We start from the raw sequence: 26175 nt of genomic DNA on the forward strand, positions 1-26175 counted from the left end.
AATTGGGGTGAAACGGTCGGATAGAGAACAAGGATTGGTTGAGAGGGCGGTTTTTGTGTTGGGACTAGAGATTTTGGTGCATTCGGTGAAGATGGTTCTAAGGAACCTTAAACAAGCGCTGCAGATTTCAGTTGTGCCTGCGCTCATCGGCGGGCTTCTGGTCATCGGATTGTTTTTTCTGTTCGGCATCCCTTTTGAAGAATTCGACAGTGAAACGAACGGCTTCCCTGAAGGCGTAACAGCGGTTTCCTTCGCGGGGTTTCTGTTGTGTTTAGTGGTGGTTATCTTTGGGGTTATGCTCTGGATTGTCGTGTCGTGGCACCGGTTTGTTCTGCTTGAAGAATACCCGACCGGGTTGGTTCCACCTTTCCGGTTCGACCGAGTTCTCGCCTATTTCGGGCGTCTTCTCATGCTTTGCCTCATAGCTTTTGTAATCATGATACCGGCGGTGCTGATCATGGGTATGATGGCGCAAGCTTCAGCAGCGTTGGGAATTTTGGTCTGGGTGGCTTTGGTAATCTTTCTCACCATCGGGTTTTATCGGGCATCCCCTATTTTGCCCGGCGCAGCCATCGGAAAACCACTAAAACTTTCTGAGGCTTGGCAGGCAACTTCGGGTGCCAACGGTGCAATTGTGCTTCTGGTCATTTTATCCATTCTCCTCCAGTTGTTGCTTCAACTGCTGGCGTCGCTGTTGCTCTTTGTTCCGGTAGTCGGCGTCCTGATCGTGTTGTTTGCCAGCATGCTGGTTGTCCCATTGATCAATGTCAGCATCCTGACCACGATCTACGGCGTCTTTATCGAAAGACGCCAGCTCTCGTGAGCCGTACACATATGTATTCCTTGCCCTTTTGGTCGGGATAGGCCACTGAACGGGTCATGTGTGATTTCGTGACCCGCGCCCGCGCTGCCGAACAGGCGATGCGCTCTGTGTTTCCAGCGACGCCGCTGCAACGGAATGCCCATCTGTCCGACCGCTACGGTGCGGACATCTGGCTCAAGCGCGAAGACCTAAGCCCGGTGCGGTCCTACAAGATCCGTGGCGCATTCAATGCCATGCGCAAGCAGCAGGGGCAGGACCTGTTCGTCTGTGCCAGCGCGGGCAATCACGCGCAGGGTGTAGCCTATATGTGCAAGCATCTGGGTGTGAAGGGGGTGATCTTTATGCCGGTGACGACGCCGCAGCAGAAAATCCAGAAGACCCGGATTTTCGGCGGCGACAATATCGAGATCCACCTGACCGGAGACTATTTTGACGATACTCTGTCTGCGGCGCAGGACTGGTGTGCCCAGCAAGGTGGATATTTCCTGTCGCCGTTCGACGATGAAGATGTGATCGAAGGGCAGGCTTCCTTAGCGGTTGAGATTGAGGAACAGCTTGGACAGGTTCCCGATCATGTCATCTTGCCAGTGGGTGGTGGTGGCATGTCGTCTGGCGTGGCCACGTGGTTCGGGGATCGCACCCATTGTCTATTTGTGGAGCCGGCGGGTGGCGCCTGTCTGCGTGCTGCATTGGCGGCGGGTCATCCGGTGGCTCTTGATCACGTGGACACGTTTGTCGACGGTGCGGCCGTGGGTCGGATTGGGGAAAAGCCATTTGAGCTGTTGAAATCCCGCCACCTGTCTGACGTTCTCGTGCTGTCCGAAGATCGCATCTGTACCACCATGATCGAAATGCTGAACGTCGAGGGCATCGTACTGGAACCTGCGGGTGCTCTGGCGGTCGAAGCCGTCGGTGACGTGCAAAGTTTCATTCGTGGTAAGACCGTGGTGTGCGTCACCTCGGGCGGCAATTTCGATTTCGAACGCTTGCCCGAGGTTAAGGAACGGGCGCAGAGGTATTCGGGCGTCAAAAAATACTTCATCCTCCGCCTGCCACAACGTCCAGGCGCGTTGAAGGAATTTCTGGGCATTCTAGGTCCTGAGGACGATATTGCCCGCTTTGAGTACATGAAAAAATCGGCCCGCAATTTCGGATCTGTCCTGATCGGGATCGAAACGCGAAAGCCTGAGAATTTTGTGCGCCTGTTCGCGCATCTTGATGATGCGGGCTTTACCTATACCGACATTACCGAAGACGAAACGCTGGCGCAGTTCGTGATCTGACGGGCGCAAACGCCACGGCGGCTGGATCACGGGCCGGATTGTGGTGTCGTCGTTCGCTTGGCAGCGTGGGTGCAGGTCAACCGAATGGGAACGCTTCTGTCCAAATTCCCTCTAGAGACAACTCCGGTTGCCGGATAGTGTGCAGCCACCAACACCCTCAGATAGCTTGATCAAAATGACATACGTACAAGATGCCGAACACAACATTTGGGTTCGCAACGATTCCGCAGACATCCTCTATTCGGATGGTGTCGCGAAGGAGGATAGACTCTTTAATGGTGTATCAAGCTGTAAGGACCGATCCGTAAATTCATCCGAGATCGACGCATTGATCACGGATTGGGCTTCCGAATACCATTTCTCGGCCAAGCGCCACTTTGTTCTGAAAGGCTTGGACTTCAAGAAAAACCAGTCGGTACTGGAACTAGGTTGCGGTTGTGGTGCCATTTCCAGGTATCTGGCAGAGCAGGGCGTGGATCTAACATCCGTCGAAGGAACGGTCTCGCGTGCACGAACCGCATCAAAACGATGCGAAGACCTGCCGAACGCCGAGTTTTATGTCGACAATTTCACCAAGTTTCAGTCCGACAAAAAATTCGATTGGGTCCTCTTTATTGGCGTGCTGGAGTATGCGCCGTTGTTTGGTGACCAGAATGACCCGTTCGGTTCTTATTTGGAAGTGGCCAAGCGGCACCTAAAGCCCGGCGGTAAAATGGTCATCGCGATCGAGAACAAGCTTGGTTTGAAGTACTGGAACGGGGCGTCAGAAGATCACGTGGGAAGCCCTTACTACGGAATCCACGATTTGTATGATGGGGGCTCAGCTGAAACATTCAGTAAGCGGGAAATAGCGAACCTACTGTCTGACAAAGGTTTTGAACATCAAGAATTCCAATACGCTTTTCCAGATTACAAAGTTTGTGAGACTTTGCTTACCGAGGCCGGCCTTATTGCTCCTGGCTTCAATTCCTCTGATCTGCTTCTGGGCACCCGCTCACGCGACTACAGCCGAAAGTGGGAGCCAGCATTCACAGACGGTCTTGCCATCTCTACTCTGAACAAGGCCGGGCTTCTTGGTGAGTTCGCCAACTCGTTTCTGATCGTTGCAAGCTCTCGGAAATTCAAACACGCCACGAAACTTGCGTTCACGCATAACATCGGAAAACGGCACCTGGCATTTACCTGCGAGACCGCATTTGTGCCCCGCAGAGGTCAGATATCCGTTCAAAAAACGACAGCAATCTCAGAGCCGGACAGGAGAATTGACGTCGGCCCCTACACCATTTGTCACGACACCTCTTCCGCGCCATACGTTTCAGGCGTCAGTGAGGGTGGCCAGATTATCCGCCAGATGCACCGAACCCCACGTCCCGTCCGTCTTTGGCAGAGTTTTGTGCCTTGGGCAGAGCATCTGAAAGCCCAGTGCACGCAAGCAGCGGACAGCAACTCAAGTGAAGACTGGACCATCGACGGTTCTTATGTCGACGCTACACCATTCAATTTCATCAGAACCCCCAGCGGGCTAAAGCAAATTGATGTCGAATGGCGGGCAGAACAAGACATTCCATTGGGGTGGGTGATCGCGCGCGGTGTCAGGCAGGTCATGATGCATGGATCGCCCAAGATTTCATACAATCAAGCAAGAATTTTTGGCACCGCAAGAATGGTTTTGGAAGGCATTGGTTTGACGCTGACGAATGACGAATATGATCGTTTCACACAGCTTGAGCGTTCTTTCATGCGTGCCGTCAAATCTGCCCCGGCAAAAAAAAAAGATCCTCTACATCGCGCAGAACTGACCCAGTCCTGATTGCTGTAAAATCACCCTATCAAGAAGGCAAGCAGCACAGTTGGGGGGAAAAAATATATGCACACAGCCTTGCTGACGCATTTTCCGACATTGGTCTTCCTGCGCGGGTAGATGACCACAACGAGTGGTCATCAAAATCTGACGCCGACGAAGCGGCCGTTTTGATTCGCGGTAAGTTGAAGTATCCGTATGAAGCAAAACAGGGCTCTGCCAGTTGGCTAATCAGCGAGATGATTCAGGGCGAGGTTTCAAAAGAGGCCGACAATCATACAGCCAACTTCTTTGCATCGCGTCTCTTTTTCGAGGGAATCAAAACTCGCCCTCAGGATTCCGTTCTTTTTCAGGCAACGGATCATCGCATTTTCTACCCGGGCGAGCGTGACTATGGTGGTCCTACGCTGTTTGTCGGAAACAATTACCGAAGATGGGAAGTTCGGCCGGTCATTCAAAAAGCATTAACCGAGGCATTGCCTGTCGAAGTCTACGGAGACAGGTGGGACAGGAAATTAACCTCGGATCGCCTTCGTGCTGCAAGCGTTCCGAACCTCCAGTTGGGTCAACTATATCGATCTGCGGGCGTCGTCCTGAACGATCACCGCCCCCCGATGCGTGAGAATGGTCTGATTTCCAACCGGGTCTTCGATGTGCTTGCCTGCGCAGTCCCGCTGATTTCAGATAGAATAAAAGGCCTGCCTGATGGGTTCGAGGAATTTATTTATATGTTTGATGATGATTTACCGCTGGCGGACTTAATCACACAGGCAAAAACGGAATCGGCTGCGAAACGCCGCAAGCGCGCAGACTTCGCGCACTATGTTGTGCAGGAGTACAGTTTTCTGGCGGCGGCAAAAACTATCGCTGCTAGCCTAGGGTTACCGCAGAAACCCTAACCGGAACTGACATGCATTATTTGAAAACCTTCAGCTGGGTTTCTTTCTTTGTTCGACACTGATCAAAGTATTAATACCCGGCAGAAAATGAACAGTCGCGCGCAGGAATGAACGCCACGGTTCGCGCCAACTAGGACACACATGCAGAGGACTGCGGTATGAAGGACGGCGTGGAGTTGTGCCGACAGGGCGCGCTGCGGATCCTGAAAAAGATGGGCGTTGGGTATTTCACTCAGGATTGAGGATTGGAGTTCAGCTTCAAGAAATCCCCTTCTTTGGACGGGTTTGCCCTGAAAATCTTGCGCCTGAATGTTCCGAAAATGGCCTTGGGCGTTAAAGATCGCCCAACCCAGTCTTGAATTCACTGGCAGAGCGTTCGAATACACTGAGGATATTGGCAAGGTCGACCACCTGGCTGTTCCCTTGCGCCGATTGTCGTTCCCCATCCTGACACAGCTTGGCCAAAGCTTCGAACCCAAGGCTCAGTGCGCTGCCTTTTACGAAATGCAGGTTTTGTTCAAACTCTGTGCGGGCGGTGTCGTTCCGAAGCCGGGTAAGGGCTTCGTTCACCTCATCAAGAAAGATGTTCACCACCTCTTCAAATTCGCTGGCGCCAACCTCGTCCCTTAGTTGCCGGACCCTGGAGCAGTTGATCATGCCATCCTCGCTTTGTCTGCCAGGGGATTTGGTACCGCAGAACCGGTAAAGAGCAGGTTAAGCGGAATGAACTTCGGCTTTCACCCATTGTTAAACTGCGGCGCGATAGGGTCTTCCTATTCTGATAAGAGCCGCTGGGCAGAGGGTTAAGGTGACAAGGGTCAGTCAGGCAGACAGTGGATCAGATCTGGATTTTGGTGTGATCCAAAAGGTGCTTGTCGTCGATGACAGCCGCCTGCAGCGTCGTATTCTGGTCGCATCGCTCAAGAAATGGGGATTTGACGTGCTTGAGGCCGATAGTGGTGATGTTGCGATTGAAATGTGCGCAACGGACCCGCCGGATCTTGTCCTCAGCGATTGGGTAATGCCGGGGATGAGCGGGCTGGATTTCTGCAAGGCGTTCCGCGCCTTGGACAACAGGCAGTATAGCTATTTCATCCTGCTGACGTCCAAAAGCGAAAAGCAAGAGGTGGCGCGCGGTCTGGATGCCGGCGCGGATGATTTTCTGATCAAACCGCTTGAGGCAGATGAGCTGCGCGCGCGTATATCAGCTGGTGCGCGTATTTTGGATATGCAGCGCGAATTGTCCAAGAAAAATCAGATGATCGAATCCGCGCTTGAGGAGCTGCGCGTCGCCCATGACGCGATCGACAAGGATCTGATCCAGGCACGCAAGATACAGGAATCGCTAGTGCCCGAATTGACGCGCGAATTCGGTAAGTCCCGAGTCAGCATGTTGCTGAAACCCTGCGGCCATATCGGCGGCGATCTGGTGGGGATGTTCTCTCCGGGTGTGAACAGGCTTGGGTTTTACAGTATCGATGTGTCCGGGCACGGCATCACATCTGCGATGATGACCGCGCGTTTGGGGGGCTATCTGTCCAGCAATCATTTTGATCAGAACGTGGCGATGGCGCGGCGTTTCGACAAGTTTTATGCTCTGCTGCCGCCGGAAGAAGTTGCCGAAACCCTGAACTCGCGGCTGATGGCGGATACGGGAATCGAAGAGTATTTCACAATGGTCTATGCCATCGTAGACCTGCGCAATGGGCATGTGAAAATGGTGCAGGCCGGGCACCCTCATCCGCTGTTGCTATGTCAGGACGGCAGAACTGAATTTCTGGGCGAGGGCGGGTTGCCTATCGGATTGCTGCCGGACGTCACCTTTCAGCGGACCGAATCCTACATGCAACCCGGCGACCGGCTACTGCTTTATTCCGATGGGTTCACAGAATGCAGTCTCGCCGACGGTGGCCTGCTGGACGAGGATGGCTTACGACAGATGGCGCTGGATTGCGGGCCCGATCGAAACGGAACGGAGTTCCTTGACGATATGTTCTGGCGGCTGACACAGGCGATGGCACCTGGCCGGGGTATGGATGATGATGTTTCGGCTGTTTTCTTTGAATACAACGGTCACTAAAGCCGCTTTTCATGCAGCGCGGCAAAGTGGCGATCTCCGTCATTGCCCAGCAATTGGACCGCATCGGCGGTGTCCATCCACATGGCTTCATGGAACGGCTCAGACGGTGGACCCATGCGCTGGATGGGACGCGCGCGATAGATATGGCACAGCTTTTCGGCCCACAAATCGTATTCGGGCATATAAGTGAACCGACGAAAAGCGCCGATGCGGCGGGGCGACGCGATCAACCAGCCGGTTTCTTCGAACACTTCTCGGTGCAGGGCTGTGATGGGTGATTCGCCCGGATCAATTCCGCCGCCGGGCAATTGCAGATCGGGCCCGGGTTCTGTCTGACAGGTCAGTAAAAGGCTTCGACCTCGGGGCAGCAATGCATAAACACCCACCCGGCGTGTATATGTTCGCCCAGCTTGAGGGGTTTCACCAAACCGTCTGATCATGTATGGCCCCTTAAAACCCGAATAGTTCGACCTATATGCTGGCGGTATGCCAACCTGTGGCGTGTAAGGAAACCCCATGTCTCTTGGAACAAAAATCGCGTGGGACGATACCGTCCTGCCCTTTCAACTCGATGTATCGGATATCCGCGGCCGTGTGGCCCGTCTGGATGGTGTGCTTGATGGCATCCTGAGCCAGCATGACTATCCCGAAAAGGTCGAGGCGCTGGTGGCCGAGATGGCCCTGCTGACCGCATTGATCGGCCAGACTGTTGCGCTGCGCTGGAAGCTGTCGCTGCAGGTTCAATCCAAAGGTCCGGTGCGCATGATTGCGACCGACTATTATGCGCCTCAGCATGAGGGGGAGCCGGCCCGCATTCGCGCCTATGCCAGCTTTGACCGTGATCGCCTGACCGATGGTGCGCCGTTCGATCAGGTGGGCGAGGGGTATTTTGCCATCATGATTGATCAGGGTGAGGGAACCCAACCTTATCAAGGCATCACACCCCTGGACGGTGGATCGCTTAGCGCTTGTGCCGAGGCATATTTCGCCCAGTCGGAGCAGTTACCGACGCGGTTTTCGCTGAGCTTTGGCAAATCGACCGAGCCGGGCGTTGGCGAACATTGGCGTGCAGGTGGGGTCATGTTGCAGCACATGCCCAAAGCCTCGCCTTTTGTGGCCTCCGGTGAGGGCGAAGGGAACATCCTGACTGCAAATGATCTTGTTGATGGTGAAGAAGGCGAAAACTGGGGTCGCGTCAACGTGTTGTTGGACACGGTTGATGACCTGGAGCTGATCGGCCCGTCAATTGCACCGACGGATTTGTTGATCCGTCTGTTTCATGAGGAACAGCCGCGGGTCTACGATGCGCAGTCGGTGCAATTTGGGTGCACATGTTCCGAAGATCGTGTGCGGCAAAGTCTGTCGATTTATTCGGCTAAGGACATCGAGAAGATGACTACGCCCGAGGGTGACGTGACCGCCGATTGCCAGTTCTGCGGTGCGCATTACGTGCTTGATCCTTCCACGGTTGGTTTTGATGCGGACAACGCCTGATCCAACTGATCAGCTGCGGGCGGCCTTGCGCCGCCCCGGCGAAGGTTCAAGCGATTTCGACCTGAACCCTGATTTTGTTCTTCCCGAAGGTCGTAAACTCCGTCCCGCCGGAGTTTTGGTTCCGATTTCACTGGTGGGTGGTGTGCCCCGCCTGATCCTTACAAAACGATCTTCGGCTCTTAAACATCACCCCGGTCAGATTGCTTTTCCGGGTGGCAAACAGGATAAAGGCGATGCGGATGTAACCGCCACCGCTTTGCGCGAAGCCCAGGAAGAAATCGGGCTGCCACAGGAGTTGCCGGAAATTCTTGGCCACTTACCGACACATGAAACGGTGACCTCCTTCACGGTCACACCTGTGGTGGCGATCCTGCGGGAACCCTTCCAACCGGTACCGGAACCGGGCGAAGTGGCAGAAGTGTTTCCGGTTCCGCTTGCACATGTGCTCAACCCCGCGAATTATATCGTTGAATCGCGTCGCTGGCGCGGACAAAGGCGGTATTATTTCACGGTACCTTTCGGCCCCTACTACATCTGGGGTGCAACCGCCCGAATTTTGCGGGGATTGGCAGCACGGATTAACGAATGACACACATCATAGAAGACTGGGTGTCCGAACCTGCAACGCAAAGGTTCTGCGCCGCCCTGACCGATGCCGGTTTCCAGGCTCTGTTTGTCGGCGGATGCGTGCGCAACGCGCTATTAGGATCTCCGGTATCAGATATCGACATCGCCACCGACGCGCGGCCTGAAAAAGTGGTCGAGCTGGCGCAGAAAGCAGGGCTTAAGGCCATTCCCACCGGGATTGATCACGGCACAATCACCGTGGTTAGCCAGGGTATCCCGCATGAGATCACTACCTTTCGCCGTGATGTTGAAACGGATGGCCGGCGCGCCGTCGTCGCTTTTTCAGACAAAGTCGAAGAGGATGCCGCACGTCGCGATTTCACGATGAATGCGATCTACGCGAGGCCTGACGGTATCGTTCTGGACCCTTTGAATGGCTTGCCTGATCTGAAGGCGCGTCGCGTCCGGTTTATCGGCACTGCTGCGAACCGAATTCGTGAGGATTACCTGCGGTCGCTACGCTATTTCCGCTTTCACGCCTGGTATGGGGATGCCGAGGCTGGGTTTGATCCCGACGCTCTGGCGGCCATTGCGTCCAACCTGGATGGTCTGGCGGGATTATCCCGCGAACGCGTGGGGGCCGAGCTATTGAAACTGTTGGGGGCACCTGATCCCGCGCCCTCCGTTGCCGCGATGCGCAGTGCCGGAGTTATGGTGCAGCTATTGCCGGGCGCAGATGATCGTGCATTGGCACCGTTGATCGCGTTGGAACAGCAGGCTGGCGCCGATCCGGAACCGGTGCGGCGACTGGCGGCCATTGCGCCACCCGAGGTCGCGAAATCGTTGCGTCTGAGTCGTGCACAATTGCAGCGCCTGACCCGTATGCGGGATGAGGCATCCAGCCCGGCCAGCTTTGCCGAATTGGGATTTCGGTACGGTGAAACAGACGGGCTGCATGAATCGCTTTTGCGCTGTGCCTTTCTGGAACAGCCCTGGTCAGACACTATCAAACGCGATCTTCACGCAGGTGCCGCTGCGATCTTTCCAATCAAGGCAACCGATCTGATCCCTGAATTCACCGGCCCTGCGCTGGGCAAGAAACTGGCTGAGCTTGAGGCGCAGTGGATTGCTTCGGGCTTCACGCTGCGTCGCGAAGACCTGCTGGGTGAATGAAGGAAGTCTCAAAAGGGGATGACAAGCAAATAAGTTTATGGTTACTTGCCCCTGTCACATGAATGGAGGGATGCGAATGTATTACGGGATCTGGGACAGCTAAGGCTGGAACACTTTGACCCGTAAGGGTGGTGTTCTGACGCCATCTTTCTTCGCATGACTTACTTTTTGCTCAACCGGAGCACCCTCCATGTTTCGCTATTTCGAAAACCTCGTTGACCCTTTTATTGCCTACAAAGAAACCGACACGCCGCCGACGCGGTTGTGGCCATTCATGCTGGACTACTCGCAGCCGTTCATGCGGGTGTTCTTCTGGGCTGGTTTAATCTCTGTCGTTGTTGCGGCAGTTGAAGTTGGCCTGATTTACTACATGGGCCGAGTGGTTGACCTGCTGTCGGGCTCTCCGGCCGAGGTCTGGCAGAACCACGGCACCGAATTTATCCTGGTCGCGGCGTTTGTGCTGCTGCTGCGCCCGATGCTGCATGTCGTGGATGTGCTGTTGTTAAACAACACGATCCTGCCGAACTTTGGCACCCTGATCCGCTGGCGTGCCCACAAACATGTTCTGCGACAATCGGTGGGGTGGTTCGAAAATGACTTTGCCGGACGCATTGCCAATCGGATCATGCAGACGCCACCTGCCGCAGGCGAGGCCGTGTTTCAGGTGTTTGACGCCATCTCATTTTCGATCGCCTATCTGATTGGCGCGGCGATCCTGTTGATGGCGGCGGATCCACGGTTGCTGTTGCCGCTGCTGATCTGGTTTGCGCTTTACGCCATTCTGGTGCGCTGGACGGTGAAAAGGGTCGGTCCGGCTTCGCAGGCTGCGTCCGATGCGCGCTCGGCTGTGACGGGTCGGGTGGTGGACAGCTATACCAACATCCATTCGGTCAAGATGTTCGCCCATAACGAACAAGAGTTGGACTATGCCCGCGAAGCCATTGAAGAAACGCGTCGTACCTTTCAGGTCGAAATGCGGATTTTCACCATAATGGATGCGGTACTGGTCGCTCTGAACGGTTTGCTGATCGTCGGCGTGGTTGGTTGGGCCATTTCCCTTTGGATGCAAGGGAGCGCATCTGTGGGTGTCGTTGCGGCGGCGACTGCCTTGACCCTGCGACTGAACGCGATGACTGGATGGATCATGTGGGCGTTGACCAGCTTCTTCCGCCAGCTTGGTGTCGTGGCAGAGGGCATGCAAACAATTGCCCAGCCCGTTGACCTGCTGGATATGCCGGACGCTAAGTCCTTGCAGCTGAACAAGGGCCAGATCGAAATTCGCGATCTGTCGCACCATTATGGCCGTAAAACCGGTGGGCTGGATCACATCAATCTGACCCTCCATCCAGGCGAAAAGATTGGCCTAATCGGGCGGTCTGGTGCGGGGAAATCGACCCTAGTTAAGCTGCTTTTGCGGTTTTACGACGTTGAACAGGGCGCGATCCTGATTGACGATCAAGATATCGCCAGCGTCACGCAGGACAGTTTGCGCAGCCATATCGGTATGGTTCAACAGGACAGCGCTCTGCTGCATCGTTCGGTGCGCGACAACATCCTCTATGGCCGTCCCGAAGCCACAGAAGAGCAGATGATTGCTGCCGCCAAGCAGGCCGAAGCCCATGAGTTCATTCTTGATCTGCAAGATCCCGAGGGGCGCACCGGCTACGACGCGCATGTGGGTGAGCGGGGCGTGAAGCTGTCTGGCGGTCAGCGGCAGCGCGTAACACTGGCGCGGGTGATCCTGAAAGATGCACCAATCTTGCTGTTGGACGAGGCGACATCCGCTCTAGATTCCGAGGTCGAAGCGTCAATTCAGGAAACTCTTTACGGCATGATGCAAGGTAAAACCGTGATCGCAATTGCCCACCGGCTGAGCACCATCGCGCAGATGGACCGTATTCTGGTCATGGATGGCGGTCGGATCGTCGAAGAAGGCGGCCATTCCGAACTGTTGGCGCAAGGTGGGCTTTACGCGCAGTTCTGGGCACGGCAATCTGGGGGCTTCCTGAATCCGGAGGCCGCTGAATGAGGATTGCCGACCTCATAAACCCGTTCAAGAACACCGAAACGCCCCCGCCGCAAATGCTGGGGGCGTTCATTCGCTGGTGCCTGTCCGGCGCATGGCCAATGATCTTCGTTGCAGCGTTTTTCTCGGCTACCGCGGGTGCGATGGAGGCGGGCACTGCGTGGATGCTGGGCCTGGTCATTGACGCAGCAACCACAAGCGGGCCTGAGAACTTTCTGACCGCCAACAACGTCTGGATGATCCTTGGGGTCGTTGCGTTTTTCATGCTACTGCGCCCGGCACTGTTCGGACTTTCGTCGCTGACCAACAACTATATCGTCATGCCCAATATCACGCCGTTGGTTCTGGCCAAGCTGAACCGGTGGACGTTGGGCCAGTCGGTCACATATTTCGACGACGATTTTGCCGGGCGGATCGCGCAGAAGCAGATGCAAACATCCAACGCGATGGCGTCGGTGGTGTCCGAGACGATCAGTGCGATCGTGTTTGCCTTGGCCTCGCTGGCGGGCTCATTACTTTTGTTAGGGTCTATTCATCCGCTGGTTATGCTGCCATTTGCGGCTTGGCTGGTCGTGTATTTCTTGCTTGTCCGTTGGTATCTGCCGCGCATCCGTAAACGCTCAGCGGCGCGGGCAGGCGCTCGCGCGATGGTGTCCGGGCAAGTTGTCGACACGATCACCAATATCAAGACCGTTAAACTGTTCGCCCATTCGGAATTCGAAGATCACGCCGCGCGAAATTCCATGGTTGATCTGCGTGAAAAGATGTTGGCGTTCGGAAGCCTGTCGGCCAGTTTCCGCTTTATCTTGATGCTGTTGGCCGGGGTTCTGCCGGTTTTGCTGATAGGTGCAACGCTGTGGCTGTGGCAAGCGGGGTCTGCGACAGCCGGTGACATTGTGGCCGCAGGTGCCATTTCCATCCGCATTGCCCAGATGACCGGCTGGGTAAGTTTCACCCTCATGGGTCTTTACGCAAATGTTGGCGAGATCGAGAACGGCATGAATACGCTGGCCAAGCGTGAACGGGTTGAGGATCAAACGGGCGCGGCGGAGTTGTCCGTACCCGAAGGCCAGATCACCTTTGACCATGTCAGCTTTGCCTATGGTCGGGATGTCGGTGGTGTATCAGGCCTGAACATGACCGTGCACCCCGGCGAGAAACTGGGCATTGTCGGCGCTTCGGGGGCAGGGAAATCAACCTTGGTTTCGCTGCTGTTGCGCCTGTACGACGGTGAAAAGGGCACGATCTTGATAGATGGTCAGGACGTATCCGGAATAACGCAGAACAGCTTGCGCCGTCAGATCGGCATGGTCACGCAGGAAACCGCGATGTTCAATCGGTCGGCGCGGGAGAATATTCTTTACGGCCGCCCTGACGCCTCGGAAGAGGAAATGATCGAGGCGGCCAAAAAGGCCGAGGCGCATGAATTCATCCTCAGCCTTCAGGATGCCCACGGACGCACCGGCTATGAAGCACATCTGGGCGAGCGCGGAGTGAAACTTAGCGGTGGCCAGCGACAGCGGATTGCGCTGGCGCGCGCCATTTTGAAGGATGCGCCTATATTGGTGCTGGATGAGGCAACCTCGGCGCTGGATTCCGAGGTTGAGGCCTCGATTCAGACGGCGTTGCATCGGGTGATGCAAGGCAAGACGGTTCTGGCTATCGCGCATCGGTTGTCCACACTCAGCGAGATGGACCGGATTATTGTCCTGGACCAAGGGCGTATCGTGGAAACCGGCACACATGACGCGTTGTTGGACCAGGGTGGGCTATATGCCCGGTTCTGGCATCGTCAGTCAGGCGGGTTCATTCAGGCCGAGGCTGCGGAATAAGGGTTTTGTTGCCGGCCAAGCCCCGGTATCAGGCCCTCATGACGCAAACCTACACCATTACCCGCCTTGGTCATCAAGGCGACGGCATCGCTGATGGCCCCGTTTACGCTCCGCGTACCTTGCCGGGTGAGGTCGTCAGCGGCACGCTGCTGGATCAATTTCTGACAGATATCCGTGTCGAGACGCCCTCGGATCAGCGGGTCAAGGCACCGTGTCGTCACTACAAATCCTGTGGTGGATGCCAGTTGCAGCACGCGGCAGATAGATTCGTTGCGGATTGGAAGGTCGAAGTGGTGCGCACCGCGCTGGCCGCTCAGGGGTTGGAGGCGTCGATGCGCCCGATCCATACGTCACCAGAACGGTCCCGCCGTCGCGCGACGATCGCGGTACGACGGACCAAAAAGGGCACTCTGGCCGGGTTCCATGGCCGCGCGTCAGACACGATCACCGAGATCCCGGATTGCCATTTGCTCGACCCGGCCCTGATCGCGGCCATTCCGGTGGCCGAAGCACTGGCGATTCTGGGTGGCAGCCGTAAAGGCGTGTTGGCGGTGACGCTAACCTTGTCCGAAGCCGGGCTTGATGTGGCGGTCAAAGGCGGCAAACCGCTAGACGGCCCGCTTGAGTTGGCTTTGGCACAAGCGACCGAGAAACACGGTCTTGCCCGGCTCAGCTGGGATGGTGAAGTAATTGCCATGCGCCAGCCACCCGTTCAGCGTTTTGGTCAGGCAAATGTTGTTCCGCCGCCCGGTGCGTTTCTGCAGGCGACAAAGGACGGAGAACAGGCTCTGTTAAAGGCCGTTTCCGAAGCTGTGTGTGGTTCCAAACGCATTGTGGATCTGTTTGCTGGCAGCGGCACATTCTCTTTGCCGCTAGCCGAGGGGGCTGAGGTTCACGCCGTCGAGGGCGAAGCAGCGATGACGCAAGCGCTGGATCAGGGGTGGCGCAGGGCGCAGGGCCTCAAACGGATAACGACCGAGGCACGGGACCTGTTTCGGCGACCGCTGATGCCGGATGAGCTAAAGTCTTTTGATGCTGTGGTGATCGACCCGCCACGCGCCGGGGCCGAGGCGCAAGTGACCGAACTGGCGCAGGCCCTGCGCCCGGTGATTGCCTATGTGTCCTGCAACCCTGTGACCTTCGCCCGTGATGCGAAAATTCTTGTTAATGCTGGCTACACCCTTGAATGGGTACAGGTTGTTGACCAATTTCGATGGTCGTCACACACCGAACTCGCGGCACGGTTCACCCTGAACCCTTAAGACTTACAGGAGACTACCCGAATGGGGATCACCCAACGCCTGCTGACCCTTGTCGAAGCACCAGCTTTCGGGAAGTTCATTACCGGTGTCATAATCTTCAACGCCGTGCTGCTGGGGATGGAGACATCACCCACCCTTATGGAAGTTGCAGGTCCATTGATCGTAACACTGGACAGCCTTTGCCTGACCATTTTCGTTGTTGAAATTTCGATTAAACTTCTGGCCACTGGGCGCAGGTTTTTCACCAACGGCTGGAATGTCTTTGACTTTGTGATTGTCGGCATCGCTCTTGTACCGGGTGGGTCCGGCCTTTCGGTGCTGCGGGCATTGCGGATTTTGCGGGTGCTGCGCGTTATCTCGGTCGCGCCACGCCTGCGCCGCGTGGTTGAGGGTTTTATTTCGGCCTTGCCCGGCATGGCCAGCGTGTTCCTTCTTATGGCGATCCTGTTTTACATCGGTGCGGTGATTTCAACCAAACTGTTCTCACAGACCTTCCCAGACTGGTTCGGCGATCTGGGCCTTTCAGCCTATACGCTGTTCCAGATCATGACGCTGGAAAGCTGGTCCATGGGGATCGTGCGCCCGGTGATGGAGATCTATCCTTACGCTTGGCTGTTCTTTGTGCCGTTCATCATGGTGACCACTTTTGCGGTGGTAAACCTGCTGGTCGGTCTGATCGTGAATTCGATGCAGGATGCGCACCATGCCGAGGACGAAGTCAAAACCGATGCCTATCGTGACGAAGTGCTAGAGCGGCTTGAAAGCATCGAGCGTCGCCTGACAGAGCAGCAAAACATCAAAAAGTGATTTCAGTTTTCACATTTTCTGGCATAATACAGAAAAAAAAGCAGCAGGCAGTGAACATGGATCGTCGAGCATTTGGATTGGGTGCAATGGCAACGCTGAGCCTCTCAGCTTGTGCCTCGGCCAACCCCAGAATTCTAACTTACAACGGACCCGAAGTGACCTCTCTGGTCATCAACAAGGGCTCGCGGAAACTATATCTTCTGCACAATGATAAGATCCTGAAAGAATACAATGTTGATCTTGGATTTGCGCCCAACGGCACCAAAGCCAAGCGCGGTGATGGGCGTACGCCGGAAGGCAGCTACCTGATTGATCGGCACAATCCAAATAGCCGCTATCATCTGTCGCTGGGGATCTCGTACCCGAATTCTGAAGATGTCGCGAAAGCGAAGGCCATGGGTGTCGATCCGGGCGGCGATATCTTCATCCACGGACAACCGAACCGTCGCAAAGAGCGTAAGCGCGCTAAAAAGACGTCGGATTGGACCGCGGGCTGCATCGCCGTCAAGAATGACGAGATCGAAGAGATCTATTCGATGGTAAACCGGGGCACGCTGATTACTCTGCGTCCCTAATCGGTTTCCAGGGCCCAAATCCGAACTGCATATAGTCACGCTGGTACGCCTGGGCGGCCAGCGTTTCCAGTTTGTCGTCATAAATCTCGGCCAAGGTAAACGGTGTATCCGGTTCGCTGAGTTCGGGTAGGGGCGGTGTGCTGTGCCCCATCCGGCGCGCCAGGTCGGGCAGGGCTGTCGTGACCTCATCCTCCCTCAGGATCAGGTCGGGCAATGCGAAGGGCGCCATCCCCTCAAGGGCCTGCGACTGACTGCACCATGCTGCATCCACGCGTATGGCGGTCTGTAGGGCAAGGTTCTGACGCAGGAATGTCAGGAACGCCGAAAACGCCTCGTAGTGCTGCTCAACCGGGTAATTGCCATCGCGCAATTTTCCGGGGATCGGAATCTTTAGTCGGTTGCGCAGGACGTGTCGGATTTTCGGATAGGCGCCGGAACCTGTGTTGAGGATATGTCTGCAAAAAGCGCGGTGCGCGCGGGCCATTGGGTGTTGCAGTACGGCGAACTTTCGATGCCCGGGATTGGATAAAAACCACTGACGCGTCTGTTTCCTGTTCTGATTGGTGAGCAATTGTTCGACATCAACATGGTCCAGCGCGGCCATCCACCTTGTTACCGGGCTTTCCATTCCCCCGCGGATGGGCATGTACATCAGTGGAGTCTTTGGTGCGGCAACGTAGTTCGCCACCAAGGGGCGTCGGCGTGGTTCGAAATTCGGAGAGCTGTGCAGGTTGAAGCTGTCGATCTGTGACAACGCCTGCTCCATTTCGTCGGGGTTCGTCACCTTTGCTAGCGCCGGCTCGGGGTTTTGCGGTTTGAGTGTTTCGTCGATCGCCGACAGCCTGCCGGACACACCCAGCCAGGCGGCAAGACCATTCAACAGGTGCACCTGGTTCAGGTCTTCATAGGCAATGTAAAATGGGGTCTGGCCGCTTTGCTGCAAACGCTGCGACAGCATCAGGTGGTATTCATGCTGCCGGTTCAGGTATTTCATGAACGCTTCGGCATCGAACTCAACCTGTGCTTCGCGACGACGCTTGATGTTTTTCAGCTGCCACTGCTTGGTTTCGCGCGCGATTTTCAACGAGATGAAACTGTCCAGAGGGTTTCGGGTCAGAATGATCTTGGCGCAACGCGGATCGCCCAAAACAGGCTCTAACACACGCGGATCATGTCCCTGAAAAAGGCGAAACCCGTTCAGTTCCCCTGGTGCCTGCCGGATCGCCTCGAGCAATGTGGAAGGGTCACGATCCCGCTCTTCCACCGTGATGCCCAGCAGAGTGTCGGATTTCAGGCGCCCGATGAAATGGGGATTGAACGCCTCGCCATGGCTGGTGACTCCTTCGATGGCGTTCAGGTTCGCCTCAAGCAGGTTGGAACCGGTCCGCATGGCTGCAAGAATGATAAAGTAGTCAAATTGGGGCGTCATTTATCTTTACTGCACCAGATAGGGTTTTCGATATGGCCGGACCCGGTCGGTAAAACTGTCATCCGGTGGGAAATCGCCCATCAGATAAGGGTGCATGCCCTGGTTCTTTAGGTTTTGCAGGAACTGGCCGAACCCGGACAGATCCACCATTTTCGGTGCTTCGGTCAGGTGGCTGGCTTGGGTGGTTCCGGTATCCTCGACCGCCGTCTGCAAAGGCTCGACCGGAGATTCAACGAATTCTGCCAGTGTCCACCTGCGAACCCGCGCCTTGGTCCAGACAGAAGACAGGATTTCCAATTGCTTGGTTTCGATCTGCTGCAGCCGTGCGGCTTCAGCCCGGATATCGGCAAAGTTCAAATTGGATCGAAACAGCGGGATAGCCCAGGCCCCGGTTATGACTGAAATCAGCGCATTCTTGTCCCGGGCCAAGAGCCAGTTGATCTCTTGCGTGTCGGCGGGGCCGAACTGAAAACACTGTTTTTCGCCGCGTGTGTTCCAGATCAGGTTCGAAAGGAAAGCCGTTGGGTTGTAGTCCCGCAGCTTTGCGCAGTCGCTGAGGCCGCCGTTGACGATGGTTTCTCCGCCGGCGAATTCAGCGCGCTTCGGGTCAAACAGGTGCCCGTGGACACGCGCGCCCGTGATGTTGGTCAACCAGGGTTCAAAATCTTCGAACACTTCAGTAAAGCCCTGAAAAACTGAATACGGAGAGGACGTCAGCCCGTTTTCGTTGCCGTGGCGTGGAAACCGGCTTTGCATGTACAACCCGTCACGCCCACGTGTGCGCCGTTCGACTGCTTTGGAAAACACCCGGTCAATTTTGCTCGGGTTGGGCTCTGTGGGTTTCATGGCGCCGGCCTGATCGGTCAGAAAGGCCTGATACAAGCGATCCGCGTTGGGCCAGGCTTTACGGGCAACAAAACAGTCGGATCTGCGCAGCAGCTGCAGGTGATCGTCATAGAAAATATGCGGACGACCCTGATAGTCGAATTTGGACAGGGTCAGAGACCGACTTTCGATATGGGTCGAATACAGGCGCGCCAGCGTCTGGAAGTAACTTTCGTCGGGAATCCAGACGCGCCGGAAATACCGGTCATAGGTCTCGCGTTTTGGATCCTGCAATATGGCTGACAGGGTTTGGCGGGTCAGGCACCACCACTGACTACCCATATGCGGCACCAACCCTTCGGGTATGTAGCGTCGAATGCGCAATGCGCGTTGCAGTTTCACATAGGCATCGAACAGTTTGCGGTTCTTGCGCCACGAGAACGGAAATCTCAGGGTAAAGCGTTCCTGATCCAAGCCCCCCATAGTCCAGCTTACATCAGAGGTTGTGGCGCTTTCGATGAAATCCACGCGCGGCCGGTCCGCGAGGTAATTGACCAGTTCATCCACTGGCCGCAACGGAAGACAGGAGCCCGAAGTCAGGAAAACATGGCGGACATCTGGAAACGTCTCAAGCATCAGCGTGGCAGCAGATTGCGAGGCGGCAACGATGCCCCACCCTCCCCAGTTGCAGACATGACGGTCAGAGAACCGGATCAGCGGGTCATTCGCACAGGCGGCAACGAATTCCGCATAGACCTTGTTTGGCACCTTGCGATCCACATGGATCACCACCGGGCACCCCGAAGAGGTCCAGTGTCGAGCCACTTGGCCGGCCCGGTTCAGCGCGGTGTGAACCAGCATAATGATGCCCAGGTCGCTCATGCCCAGTTTCCTTTAGACATGAGGCCCAGAATCTCAAGTTGTCGCCAGTTGATGTAGGCTTCGGACTTATCGCACCACAACTCGGGCATATCCGCCAAATGTTCGGCATAGGCGCGATATTCGTCAGAGCTGCGGTAATGCTGGCCGCGCTCCATCTCTTCCTGGGCCTTCTCGCCCAGTGTGCTGATGAGTTTGGCGTGCAACAACGCGCCGCTTGCTTTTTCGCCACCCCATTCATCAAACACCTGGTTCAACCCGCGTGGCAGCAGCGCATGGGTCGAGCTGACATAGACATAGCGCTTGTCCCATTTCACCAATGGTATCTTGTTTAGCGCAGGCGCTTTTTTCGGCGTGTCCTTAAAGAACACACGCGCGCGGGGTCCGCCTTGAATCCAGAGATTCCCGTAGGTCGGGTTCTTTGTGATCGTATAATTGCCTGCATCAAACCATTTGGCGATTTCGAACGGGTTTTGTCCCTCAGAATAGATGGCGTCTTCGACTGGTCCTTCGGGATACATGTCGATCAGCATTGCACTGAAGCTGCGCACGGCGCAGCCGTCCAGCCAGTCGGTCAGGGCACGGATCGGCCGGGTATCGCAGAATGGATAGATGAAGAATTCGTCCGGATCGACGGTCAGAACCCAGTGGCGGTGTGCATATTTGCGCAGCAGGTAGTTTGTCCAGTCCACCCCAAACGACGCACGCTTATAGCTTGCATCGGCTCGCCAGACCGAGACGTCGGGTTGACCCGCCAGATATTCAAGTGACCCGTCATTGCTGGCGTTATCAACGAACAGAAAATGGTTGATGCCCAGCTGCCGGTAGTAGGCCAGAAAATATGGCAGGCGGATTTTCTCATTCCGTATGACGCTGACCAGCAGGACGTCTTTCCGTTTTATCGAATTTGTATTTACGGAAACGGGAATAAGGTCGCGCCGCTTTCGAAGACAGCGCAGGATACGGCGCTTGCGCCGCAATCTCATTCGGTATGAATCCAATAGGCCCACGCGACTGCCCAACCTTTGTTATTTACGCGAGCGTGCCCGGAGGCTGTACAAGCCAGAGTGGTACCGGACAATTGCCGTTTTATGCCATTTTTCCATCTTTCGAAGCAACGACTTTAAAAACCGTTAGTTCGAGTTGTGACTTTACCAGTCAATTATTCCCATCAGGCCCAGCTGCTGCAAAGATTCCCAACCAGTGTATCGCTTGGAATCAGGCGTCCACATGACAGGGTGTTCCATGATGCCGTCATAGTAGTCTGCAAACTGTTCAGGATCGTGAAAGTGTTGCCGGCGCTCTTTCTCGATCTTTGATTTTTCCACAACTTCGGGCAGGAATTTTGTGTGTAACAAGACACCAGATGACGCTGTGTCGCCGGGCCCTCCGTAACTGGCGTTCAAGTAGCGTGGCAATGCGGAATGGCACGAATTCACATAGGCGTAGCGCCGCGACCACCGGACCAGTGGGATTTTGTTCAACGTCGGAGATCGGCGCGGGGTGTCGGCAAAAAACATGCGCTCGCGCGCGCCGCCCTGTACCCAAAGGTTGCCCAGCGGGCTTTGCCTTTGTGCCCGGTAGGGGGCGGCATCAAACCACCTCACCACGTCGGTCGGGTCGGTTTCAGGATCGTAGCCTTGTTCCCCCAGCGGGCCATTGGGATAAAGATCCAGCATCAGCGCGCCGAATGCCACACGTCCCTGATCATCCAGCCATTTCGTCAGGTCGGGTAGGGGCCGGGTGCCATGATCGGGGTAGATCAGCAACTCATCCGCGTCGACCATCAGGGTCCAGTGGTCGTGCCCATAGCGCATTTGCAGCCAGGTCAGCCAATCCAGCCCATAGCGCGACATGCGATAGCTGTCCCGGGTCTGCCACAGAGAAACGTCCGGCTGTTCCTTGAGAAAGGGCACCGAGCCATCGTCGCTGTCGTTGTCGACGATCAGAAAGTGATTGACGCCCAATGCGCGATAATGGCGCAGGAACCAGGGCAGGCGGGTGATTTCATTGCGCAGCGTGGTGAAGGCCAGAATACCACCGGGTATGATGTTCGCCGTGCGATCGCTCAGACAGGACAATTGATGGCGGCTGCGAAAGGACCGCCACAACAACCGCTGTCGTTTTAGCCGCAACTTGTACATTTGCACCCATGAGATGGACGGAAGCGTATCTTCCCCTGTACCAGTCACAATAAGCTCATTTTTCGTAATGGCCGTTCTGATGCCAGCGCCATGCATCGGCAATCATTGTCTCTAACGTTGATCTTTCCGGGGACCAGCCAAGCTCGTTACCCGCACGAACAGAACCGGATACCAGCTTGGTGCAATCGCCCGCTCGACGCGGTCCGATCGCGAAAGGCACGTCGCGGTTGGTGACGGCCTTGGAATGGCTGATCACATCCATCACCGAAAACCCCGACCCGGTGCCAAGGTTGAACACGCGGCTGCCCTTGTCTTGCTCCAGCCAGTTCAGCCCCAAGACATGGGCGTCGACCAGATCGCAAACGTGTACATAATCGCGGATGCAGGTGCCGTCTGGTGTGTCGTAGTCCGTCCCGAATACCGTCAATCCGTCGCGCTTGCCGTCGATGGCATCCAGCATCAGAGGCACAAGGTGGGTTTCCGGGCGGTGGAACTCACCCACCTCGCCATCAGGGTCGGCACCGGCCACGTTGAAATACCGGAAGATCACGTGGTTCAGCCCGTGCGCGGTCTCGAAATCGCGCAGGATATCTTCGATGGCACGTTTTGAGGCGCCGTATGCGTTCAGCGGCAGTTGCGGCGTGTCTTCGTCCAGCACCACATTGTCATGCTCGCCATAGGTGGCGCAGGTGGACGAGAATACAAAGTTCTCACATCCGGCGGCCACCGTGGCTTCGATCAAATTCAGCGAACCGGTCACGTTGTTGGACCAGTATTTGCCAGGCTCGGACATGGCCTCACCCACTTGGCTGAGGGCGGCAAAATGCATCACGGCCAAGGGTTCGTATTTGGCGAAGACCTCATCCAGCCGGGCACGATCCAACAGATCGCCCTGTTCGAACGGACCGAACTTCACCGCATCCTGCCAGCCAGTGACCAGATTGTCGAAGGTCACAGGCGTGTAACCAGCTTGAGAAAGCGCCTTACAGGCATGCGATCCAATGTACCCGGCACCGCCAGTGACAAGAATGTTCTTCATATTCGTTCCAAATTGCGGTGTGACGCCCGGTTAGACGTCGTCTCGACAGGAGTTCAGGTGAAAATAGGTCAATCCAACCCCATAGCGGCCATCATCTCTTCGAGCTTCGGCACATCTTGCGGGTTATTCAATTCCCAGAATTGGCGGCCCTTGGCCTCAACCTCAACGCACAGAACCTTGCGGCCATTTTCCATAAAGCGTAGCTGTTCCAGCCCTTCCAATTGCTCCAAAGGTCCTACTGGCCAGGTTGGATAGGCTGACAGCGCATCGGGGCGATAGGCGTAGACGCCGACATGGTGGAACACCGGTGTCGGTTCGGTGCCGGCAAAAGTTTCGGCGGTAAAAGGCACAACCTCTTTCGAGAAGTACATTGCGCTGTGATCGGTCGCAAATACGGCAGTTGTGCCGCCGACCCGCCCGTTTTTGCGATCGTTCAGCAAGCTGTTCAAAGCATCTCCGTCACAGCGCAGAACCGGCGTCGCGACCCCGGCGTAGGGCGCGGCGCGCAGACCGGCGATCAGGTCTTCGACAAACCAATGTGGTGTCAGTGGTGCATCCCCTTGCAGGTTGACCACGATCTCATAGCCTGCGCCCAGAGCAGTATGGGCCTCGGCGCATCGCTCAGTGCCATTGCCGCAGGTCTCGGATGTCATCACCACCTCAGCCCCGAACCCTTCGGCCACGTCGCGGATGCGGTCGTCATCGGTGGCGACAACCACCTTGTCCACGCCCGACACAGAACATGCAGCGCGCCAGGATCGTTCGATCAGGGTCATCGCATTGCCGCTTGCCCCGGTCAGCAAAACCAGCGGCTTGCCGGGGTAGCGGGTTGAGGCATAGCGGGCGGGGATGGCAATCAGAACAGACATCAGGCCTCCTTCAGGTCAACGCCCGGAGCGTAGGCGATAAAGAACGGGTTTGCATAGCCGTCCTTGCCATAGGTCAATGACGAGTGATCATCGAAACGAACAACCTTGCCGCCCGCGCCAGCCAACACGGCATGACCTGCGGCGGTGTCCCACTCCATCGTGCGCCCGACGCGGGGATAGAGGTCCGCTTCCCCTGTTGCGACCAGACAGAATTTCAGGGACGAGCCCGCGCTTTTGCTGTCCTTGACCTGATATTTGTTGATGTAATCTTCGGTCGCCTGATCGCGGTGTGATTTTGACGCGACGATCATAAGTGCCGAATTGTCCGGTTCTGACACCGAAATCGGGGTCACGTCGCCGGCCTGTGCCTTGTTCAGCGCGCCGGTTTCCTCAACCGATTGACCGTCAGCTTGCGTGTAGAACATGCGCCCCTTGGCCGGTGCATACACAACGCCCCGAGTTGGCACTCCGTTTTCGACCAATGCGATGTTCACCGTGAAATCACCGCGCCGGTTGATGAATTCCTTGGTGCCGTCCAGCGGATCGACGATCAGAAATGTGTCGCCTTTTTCGGAATGTGATGCGGCCTGTTCTTCGGTCACCAGCAGAATATCCGGGAATGCCGCGCGCAAGCCCGCCGAAATCAAGGCATCGGCTGCCTCATCAGCCTCGGTCACCGGGCTGGCGTCGGATTTGACTTTGACGTCGAAATCATCCGCCTCGTAAATCTGCATGATTGTGTCCCCGGCTTCCAGCGCCAGACGTCTGATTACGGGAATAAGGGCGTCATAGGTCACAAAAATGCTCCGTTGCTGTAGTTTGTTGATCGAAATCCTTGTGGGTCTTATGCTGTGCCGGTTACGGAACGGCAAGAATTTCGTGGCAGTTTGCAGGTAATTCAGCGGGAAAGAGTGCACTGAGTGTTTTATTTTAAGCGGAATCAGACCCTTCTGGGCGGCGCTTTCACGACTTCCGAGCTTATCTTCCATGCGGTGGCGCATGGAATACGGTCCAGACATTCGAATGCTGTGATCGCGATCATTGTGAATATCTTGCAAATTCTCGCACTTGTGACCGTGTTTTACCTGATCATGTCGATGCTGGGCACGCGGGTCGCCAAGATCAGGGGTAACATTATCCTATTTCTGTTGTCAGGTGTCTTTCTGTTCCTGACCCATATCAAAGCCGTCTCGTCCGTCTCTGGCGTGGCAACAGGAAACAACCCGATGATGCTGCACTCTCCGATGAACATGATGGTTGCGCTGTTGGCAACCGCATTTGGGTCGCTTTACACGCAGTTGGTCTCGATCCTTGTGATCCTTTTCATCTACACTGTCGCAGTTGAGCCATTGGAGATCCAAGAACCGGGTGGCGCGTTCTATATGTTGATATTGGCCTGGTTTACCGGATGCGCGGTGGGCGTCGTGTTTATGGCAATCTCGCCATGGTTTCCCACCACCACGGGAATTCTCAGTACAATCTATCGACGCCTGAACATGATTTTTTCTGGCAAAATGGTTGTAGGGAACGCGCTGGGTGGCTTCATGCTGAGCTTCTTTGCCTGGAACCCGTTGTTTCACATAATCGACCAGTGCCGCGGCTTTGTCTTTCGCAATTACTTTCCGCGAAACACCAGTTGGGAATATGCGATTTGGGTTGGAATGGCCTTGTTGATGATTGGGTTGCTGGGTATCTTTTTCACCCGTCAGCATGTGTCGGCCAGTTGGGGCGCGCGCCGCTAGTTTGCCACCCGTAAGGTCAGGTTGATCCGTCCACCTTTGGGCAACAGTTTGGATGAACCGAAACGGATGCGGTCTACCCCGTGATAGGTCAGGCGGGCGGGGCCGCCCATGACTACGACGTCGCCGGAGTTCAGCCAGATCGACTCGGTCTTGCCGCCCCGGGTTTCGTTTCCGATGCGAAAAAGGGCATCGTCGCCCAGCGAAATGGACAGGACAGGCCATGAAAAATCTGCCTCGTCCTTGTCTTGATGCAGCCCCATACGCGCACCTTCGCCGTAATAGTTGATCAGACAGCAATCCGGATCGCGTTGGGTGCTGGCAAGCTTGCGCCATATGCTCAGTATCGTATCGGGAATGTCAGGCCACACCGTTCCTTTAGGGTGTTGCGCCTGATATCGGTAACCCCCTTTGTCGGTGACCCAGCCAAGCGCCCCGGCCGAGGTCATACGCACCGACATTTCCTTGCCCGAAGGCGTAACCGGCCGGAACAGCGGCGCAGATTTCAGAATCGGGCGCAATGCCTCAATCAGTTGCGTTTGTGCCGCAACGTCCAGATAGGTTTTTCTGATGTCAAATCCGCGCAAAAGCAGCCGCGCCATTGAAGATTCCCCAATCCTTGCCAAAAC

24 protein-coding genes are annotated in these 26175 nt (G+C 55.9%); 14 read left to right on the plus strand and 10 right to left on the minus strand.

Annotation, left to right across the window (positions count from 1 at the left end; all coding sequences use genetic code 11):
• The first annotated feature begins 91 nt into the window (after positions 1 to 91).
• The 4 genes from AC2FFH_RS16545 (at position 92) to AC2FFH_RS16560 (ending at position 4806) form a co-directional block, all read left to right on the plus strand.
• Positions 92 to 823 (plus strand): hypothetical protein, encoded by a 732-nt coding sequence (locus AC2FFH_RS16545; RefSeq protein WP_496844835.1) that lies wholly within the window; start codon positions 92 to 94, stop codon positions 821 to 823.
• A gap of 56 nt (positions 824 to 879) precedes the next feature.
• On the plus strand, positions 880 to 2106 hold the full coding sequence (gene ilvA / locus AC2FFH_RS16550) for a threonine ammonia-lyase IlvA (RefSeq protein ID WP_496765997.1): 1227 nt from the start codon (positions 880 to 882) through the stop codon (positions 2104 to 2106).
• 127 nt (positions 2107 to 2233) lie between these two features.
• Positions 2234 to 3916 carry an SAM-dependent methyltransferase gene (locus AC2FFH_RS16555; RefSeq protein WP_496844836.1) on the plus strand — a complete coding sequence of 561 codons (1683 nt, stop codon included), beginning with the start codon at positions 2234 to 2236 and terminating at the stop codon, positions 3914 to 3916.
• A gap of 161 nt (positions 3917 to 4077) precedes the next feature.
• A complete protein-coding gene (locus tag AC2FFH_RS16560; RefSeq protein WP_496765994.1) occupies positions 4078 to 4806 on the plus strand; it encodes a glycosyltransferase family protein in 729 nt (242 codons plus the stop codon).
• A 333-nt stretch (positions 4807 to 5139) separates the two neighbouring features.
• On the opposite strand, the gene AC2FFH_RS16565 is transcribed toward AC2FFH_RS16560, so the two are convergent.
• Complete coding sequence (locus AC2FFH_RS16565; protein WP_496765989.1) at positions 5140 to 5463, minus strand: Hpt domain-containing protein; 324 nt, start codon at positions 5461 to 5463, stop codon at positions 5140 to 5142.
• 151 nt (positions 5464 to 5614) lie between these two features.
• Between AC2FFH_RS16565 and AC2FFH_RS16570 the strand changes: the two genes are divergently transcribed.
• A complete protein-coding gene (locus tag AC2FFH_RS16570) occupies positions 5615 to 6886 on the plus strand; it encodes a PP2C family protein-serine/threonine phosphatase (RefSeq protein WP_496844837.1) in 1272 nt (423 codons plus the stop codon).
• On the opposite strand, the gene AC2FFH_RS16575 is transcribed toward AC2FFH_RS16570, so the two are convergent.
• Positions 6883 to 7326 carry an NUDIX hydrolase gene (locus AC2FFH_RS16575; protein ID WP_496844838.1) on the minus strand — a complete coding sequence of 148 codons (444 nt, stop codon included), beginning with the start codon at positions 7324 to 7326 and terminating at the stop codon, positions 6883 to 6885. The two genes, AC2FFH_RS16570 and AC2FFH_RS16575, sit on opposite strands and share 4 nt — an antisense overlap.
• A 76-nt stretch (positions 7327 to 7402) precedes the next feature.
• On the opposite strand from AC2FFH_RS16575, the gene hslO reads away from it, so the two are divergent.
• From hslO to AC2FFH_RS16615, 8 genes are all read left to right on the plus strand, one after another.
• Positions 7403 to 8380: an Hsp33 family molecular chaperone HslO gene (hslO, locus tag AC2FFH_RS16580; protein ID WP_496765983.1), complete on the plus strand. Its 978-nt coding sequence runs from the start codon at positions 7403 to 7405 to the stop codon at positions 8378 to 8380.
• Entirely contained in the window at positions 8364 to 8969 is a 606-nt protein-coding gene (locus AC2FFH_RS16585) for a CoA pyrophosphatase (protein WP_496765981.1), read from the plus strand. Before hslO ends, AC2FFH_RS16585 begins: the two co-directional genes overlap by 17 nt.
• Positions 8966 to 10120: a CCA tRNA nucleotidyltransferase gene (locus AC2FFH_RS16590; protein WP_496765979.1), complete on the plus strand. Its 1155-nt coding sequence runs from the start codon at positions 8966 to 8968 to the stop codon at positions 10118 to 10120. The genes AC2FFH_RS16585 and AC2FFH_RS16590 overlap by 4 nt, the downstream gene beginning before the upstream one ends.
• A 190-nt stretch (positions 10121 to 10310) precedes the next feature.
• A complete protein-coding gene (locus AC2FFH_RS16595; RefSeq protein ID WP_496765974.1) occupies positions 10311 to 12149 on the plus strand; it encodes an ABC transporter ATP-binding protein in 1839 nt (612 codons plus the stop codon).
• Positions 12146 to 13978, plus strand: coding sequence for an ABC transporter ATP-binding protein (locus tag AC2FFH_RS16600; protein ID WP_496765971.1), 1833 nt, complete (start codon positions 12146 to 12148; stop codon positions 13976 to 13978). Before AC2FFH_RS16595 ends, AC2FFH_RS16600 begins: the two co-directional genes overlap by 4 nt.
• A gap of 38 nt (positions 13979 to 14016) precedes the next feature.
• On the plus strand, positions 14017 to 15240 hold the full coding sequence (locus AC2FFH_RS16605; RefSeq protein WP_496777013.1) for a class I SAM-dependent RNA methyltransferase: 1224 nt from the start codon (positions 14017 to 14019) through the stop codon (positions 15238 to 15240).
• A 21-nt stretch (positions 15241 to 15261) separates the two neighbouring features.
• Complete coding sequence (locus tag AC2FFH_RS16610; RefSeq protein ID WP_282170605.1) at positions 15262 to 16047, plus strand: ion transporter; 786 nt, start codon at positions 15262 to 15264, stop codon at positions 16045 to 16047.
• A gap of 56 nt (positions 16048 to 16103) precedes the next feature.
• Complete coding sequence (locus AC2FFH_RS16615; protein WP_496736634.1) at positions 16104 to 16622, plus strand: L,D-transpeptidase family protein; 519 nt, start codon at positions 16104 to 16106, stop codon at positions 16620 to 16622.
• Here the strand turns inward: AC2FFH_RS16615 and AC2FFH_RS16620 are convergent.
• The 7 genes from AC2FFH_RS16620 to cysQ all read right to left on the minus strand — a co-directional run bounded on the left by AC2FFH_RS16620 (position 16606) and on the right by cysQ (position 24604).
• Entirely contained in the window at positions 16606 to 18051 is a 1446-nt protein-coding gene (locus AC2FFH_RS16620; protein ID WP_496844841.1) for a nodulation protein NodH, read from the minus strand. The genes AC2FFH_RS16615 and AC2FFH_RS16620 overlap by 17 nt on opposite strands.
• Before the next feature lie 6 nt (positions 18052 to 18057).
• Positions 18058 to 19758, minus strand: coding sequence for a DUF5927 domain-containing protein (locus tag AC2FFH_RS16625; RefSeq protein WP_496844842.1), 1701 nt, complete (start codon positions 19756 to 19758; stop codon positions 18058 to 18060).
• Entirely contained in the window at positions 19755 to 20741 is a 987-nt protein-coding gene (locus AC2FFH_RS16630; protein WP_496844843.1) for a glycosyltransferase family 2 protein, read from the minus strand. The genes AC2FFH_RS16625 and AC2FFH_RS16630 overlap by 4 nt, the downstream gene beginning before the upstream one ends.
• A 165-nt stretch (positions 20742 to 20906) precedes the next feature.
• Complete coding sequence (locus AC2FFH_RS16635) at positions 20907 to 21947, minus strand: glycosyltransferase family 2 protein (RefSeq protein ID WP_496844845.1); 1041 nt, start codon at positions 21945 to 21947, stop codon at positions 20907 to 20909.
• Between the two features lie 7 nt (positions 21948 to 21954).
• On the minus strand, positions 21955 to 22938 hold the full coding sequence (galE, locus tag AC2FFH_RS16640) for a UDP-glucose 4-epimerase GalE (protein WP_496844847.1): 984 nt from the start codon (positions 22936 to 22938) through the stop codon (positions 21955 to 21957).
• 68 nt (positions 22939 to 23006) lie between these two features.
• Positions 23007 to 23807: a 3-deoxy-manno-octulosonate cytidylyltransferase gene (locus AC2FFH_RS16645; protein WP_496844848.1), complete on the minus strand. Its 801-nt coding sequence runs from the start codon at positions 23805 to 23807 to the stop codon at positions 23007 to 23009.
• On the minus strand, positions 23807 to 24604 hold the full coding sequence (gene cysQ, locus AC2FFH_RS16650; protein WP_496844849.1) for a 3'(2'),5'-bisphosphate nucleotidase CysQ: 798 nt from the start codon (positions 24602 to 24604) through the stop codon (positions 23807 to 23809). The genes AC2FFH_RS16645 and cysQ overlap by 1 nt, the downstream gene beginning before the upstream one ends.
• Before the next feature lie 123 nt (positions 24605 to 24727).
• Between cysQ and AC2FFH_RS16655 the strand changes: the two genes are divergently transcribed.
• A complete protein-coding gene (locus tag AC2FFH_RS16655) occupies positions 24728 to 25549 on the plus strand; it encodes an ABC transporter permease (RefSeq protein ID WP_496844850.1) in 822 nt (273 codons plus the stop codon).
• Here AC2FFH_RS16655 and AC2FFH_RS16660 read toward each other — a convergent pair.
• Positions 25546 to 26148, minus strand: a complete 603-nt coding sequence (locus AC2FFH_RS16660) for an alpha-ketoglutarate-dependent dioxygenase AlkB family protein (RefSeq protein WP_496726250.1) — start codon at positions 26146 to 26148, stop codon at positions 25546 to 25548. The genes AC2FFH_RS16655 and AC2FFH_RS16660 overlap by 4 nt on opposite strands.
• Positions 26149 to 26175 lie beyond the last annotated feature (27 nt).

The organism is Ruegeria sp. YTSC003 (genome assembly GCF_059609785.1).

Excerpts from the sequence above, each read along its gene's own strand:
- AC2FFH_RS16660 (WP_496726250.1), bottom strand. The coding sequence starts at position 26,148 with ATGGCGCGGCTGCTTTTGCGCGGATTTGACATCAGAAAAACCTATCTG.
- AC2FFH_RS16575 (WP_496844838.1), bottom strand. The coding sequence starts at position 7,326 with ATGATCAGACGGTTTGGTGAAACCCCTCAAGCTGGGCGAACATATACA.
- AC2FFH_RS16600 (WP_496765971.1), top strand. The coding sequence starts at position 12,146 with ATGAGGATTGCCGACCTCATAAACCCGTTCAAGAACACCGAAACGCCC.
- AC2FFH_RS16645 (WP_496844848.1), bottom strand. The coding sequence starts at position 23,807 with ATGTCTGTTCTGATTGCCATCCCCGCCCGCTATGCCTCAACCCGCTAC.
- AC2FFH_RS16595 (WP_496765974.1), top strand. The coding sequence starts at position 10,311 with ATGTTTCGCTATTTCGAAAACCTCGTTGACCCTTTTATTGCCTACAAA.
- hslO (WP_496765983.1), top strand. The coding sequence starts at position 7,403 with ATGTCTCTTGGAACAAAAATCGCGTGGGACGATACCGTCCTGCCCTTT.
- AC2FFH_RS16590 (WP_496765979.1), top strand. The coding sequence starts at position 8,966 with ATGACACACATCATAGAAGACTGGGTGTCCGAACCTGCAACGCAAAGG.
- AC2FFH_RS16620 (WP_496844841.1), bottom strand. The coding sequence starts at position 18,051 with ATGACGCCCCAATTTGACTACTTTATCATTCTTGCAGCCATGCGGACC.
- galE (WP_496844847.1), bottom strand. The coding sequence starts at position 22,938 with ATGAAGAACATTCTTGTCACTGGCGGTGCCGGGTACATTGGATCGCAT.
- AC2FFH_RS16585 (WP_496765981.1), top strand. The coding sequence starts at position 8,364 with ATGCGGACAACGCCTGATCCAACTGATCAGCTGCGGGCGGCCTTGCGC.
- AC2FFH_RS16545 (WP_496844835.1), top strand. The coding sequence starts at position 92 with ATGGTTCTAAGGAACCTTAAACAAGCGCTGCAGATTTCAGTTGTGCCT.
- ilvA (WP_496765997.1), top strand. The coding sequence starts at position 880 with ATGTGTGATTTCGTGACCCGCGCCCGCGCTGCCGAACAGGCGATGCGC.
- AC2FFH_RS16565 (WP_496765989.1), bottom strand. The coding sequence starts at position 5,463 with ATGATCAACTGCTCCAGGGTCCGGCAACTAAGGGACGAGGTTGGCGCC.
- AC2FFH_RS16625 (WP_496844842.1), bottom strand. The coding sequence starts at position 19,758 with ATGAGCGACCTGGGCATCATTATGCTGGTTCACACCGCGCTGAACCGG.
- AC2FFH_RS16615 (WP_496736634.1), top strand. The coding sequence starts at position 16,104 with ATGGATCGTCGAGCATTTGGATTGGGTGCAATGGCAACGCTGAGCCTC.
- AC2FFH_RS16605 (WP_496777013.1), top strand. The coding sequence starts at position 14,017 with ATGACGCAAACCTACACCATTACCCGCCTTGGTCATCAAGGCGACGGC.
- AC2FFH_RS16610 (WP_282170605.1), top strand. The coding sequence starts at position 15,262 with ATGGGGATCACCCAACGCCTGCTGACCCTTGTCGAAGCACCAGCTTTC.
- AC2FFH_RS16630 (WP_496844843.1), bottom strand. The coding sequence starts at position 20,741 with ATGAGATTGCGGCGCAAGCGCCGTATCCTGCGCTGTCTTCGAAAGCGG.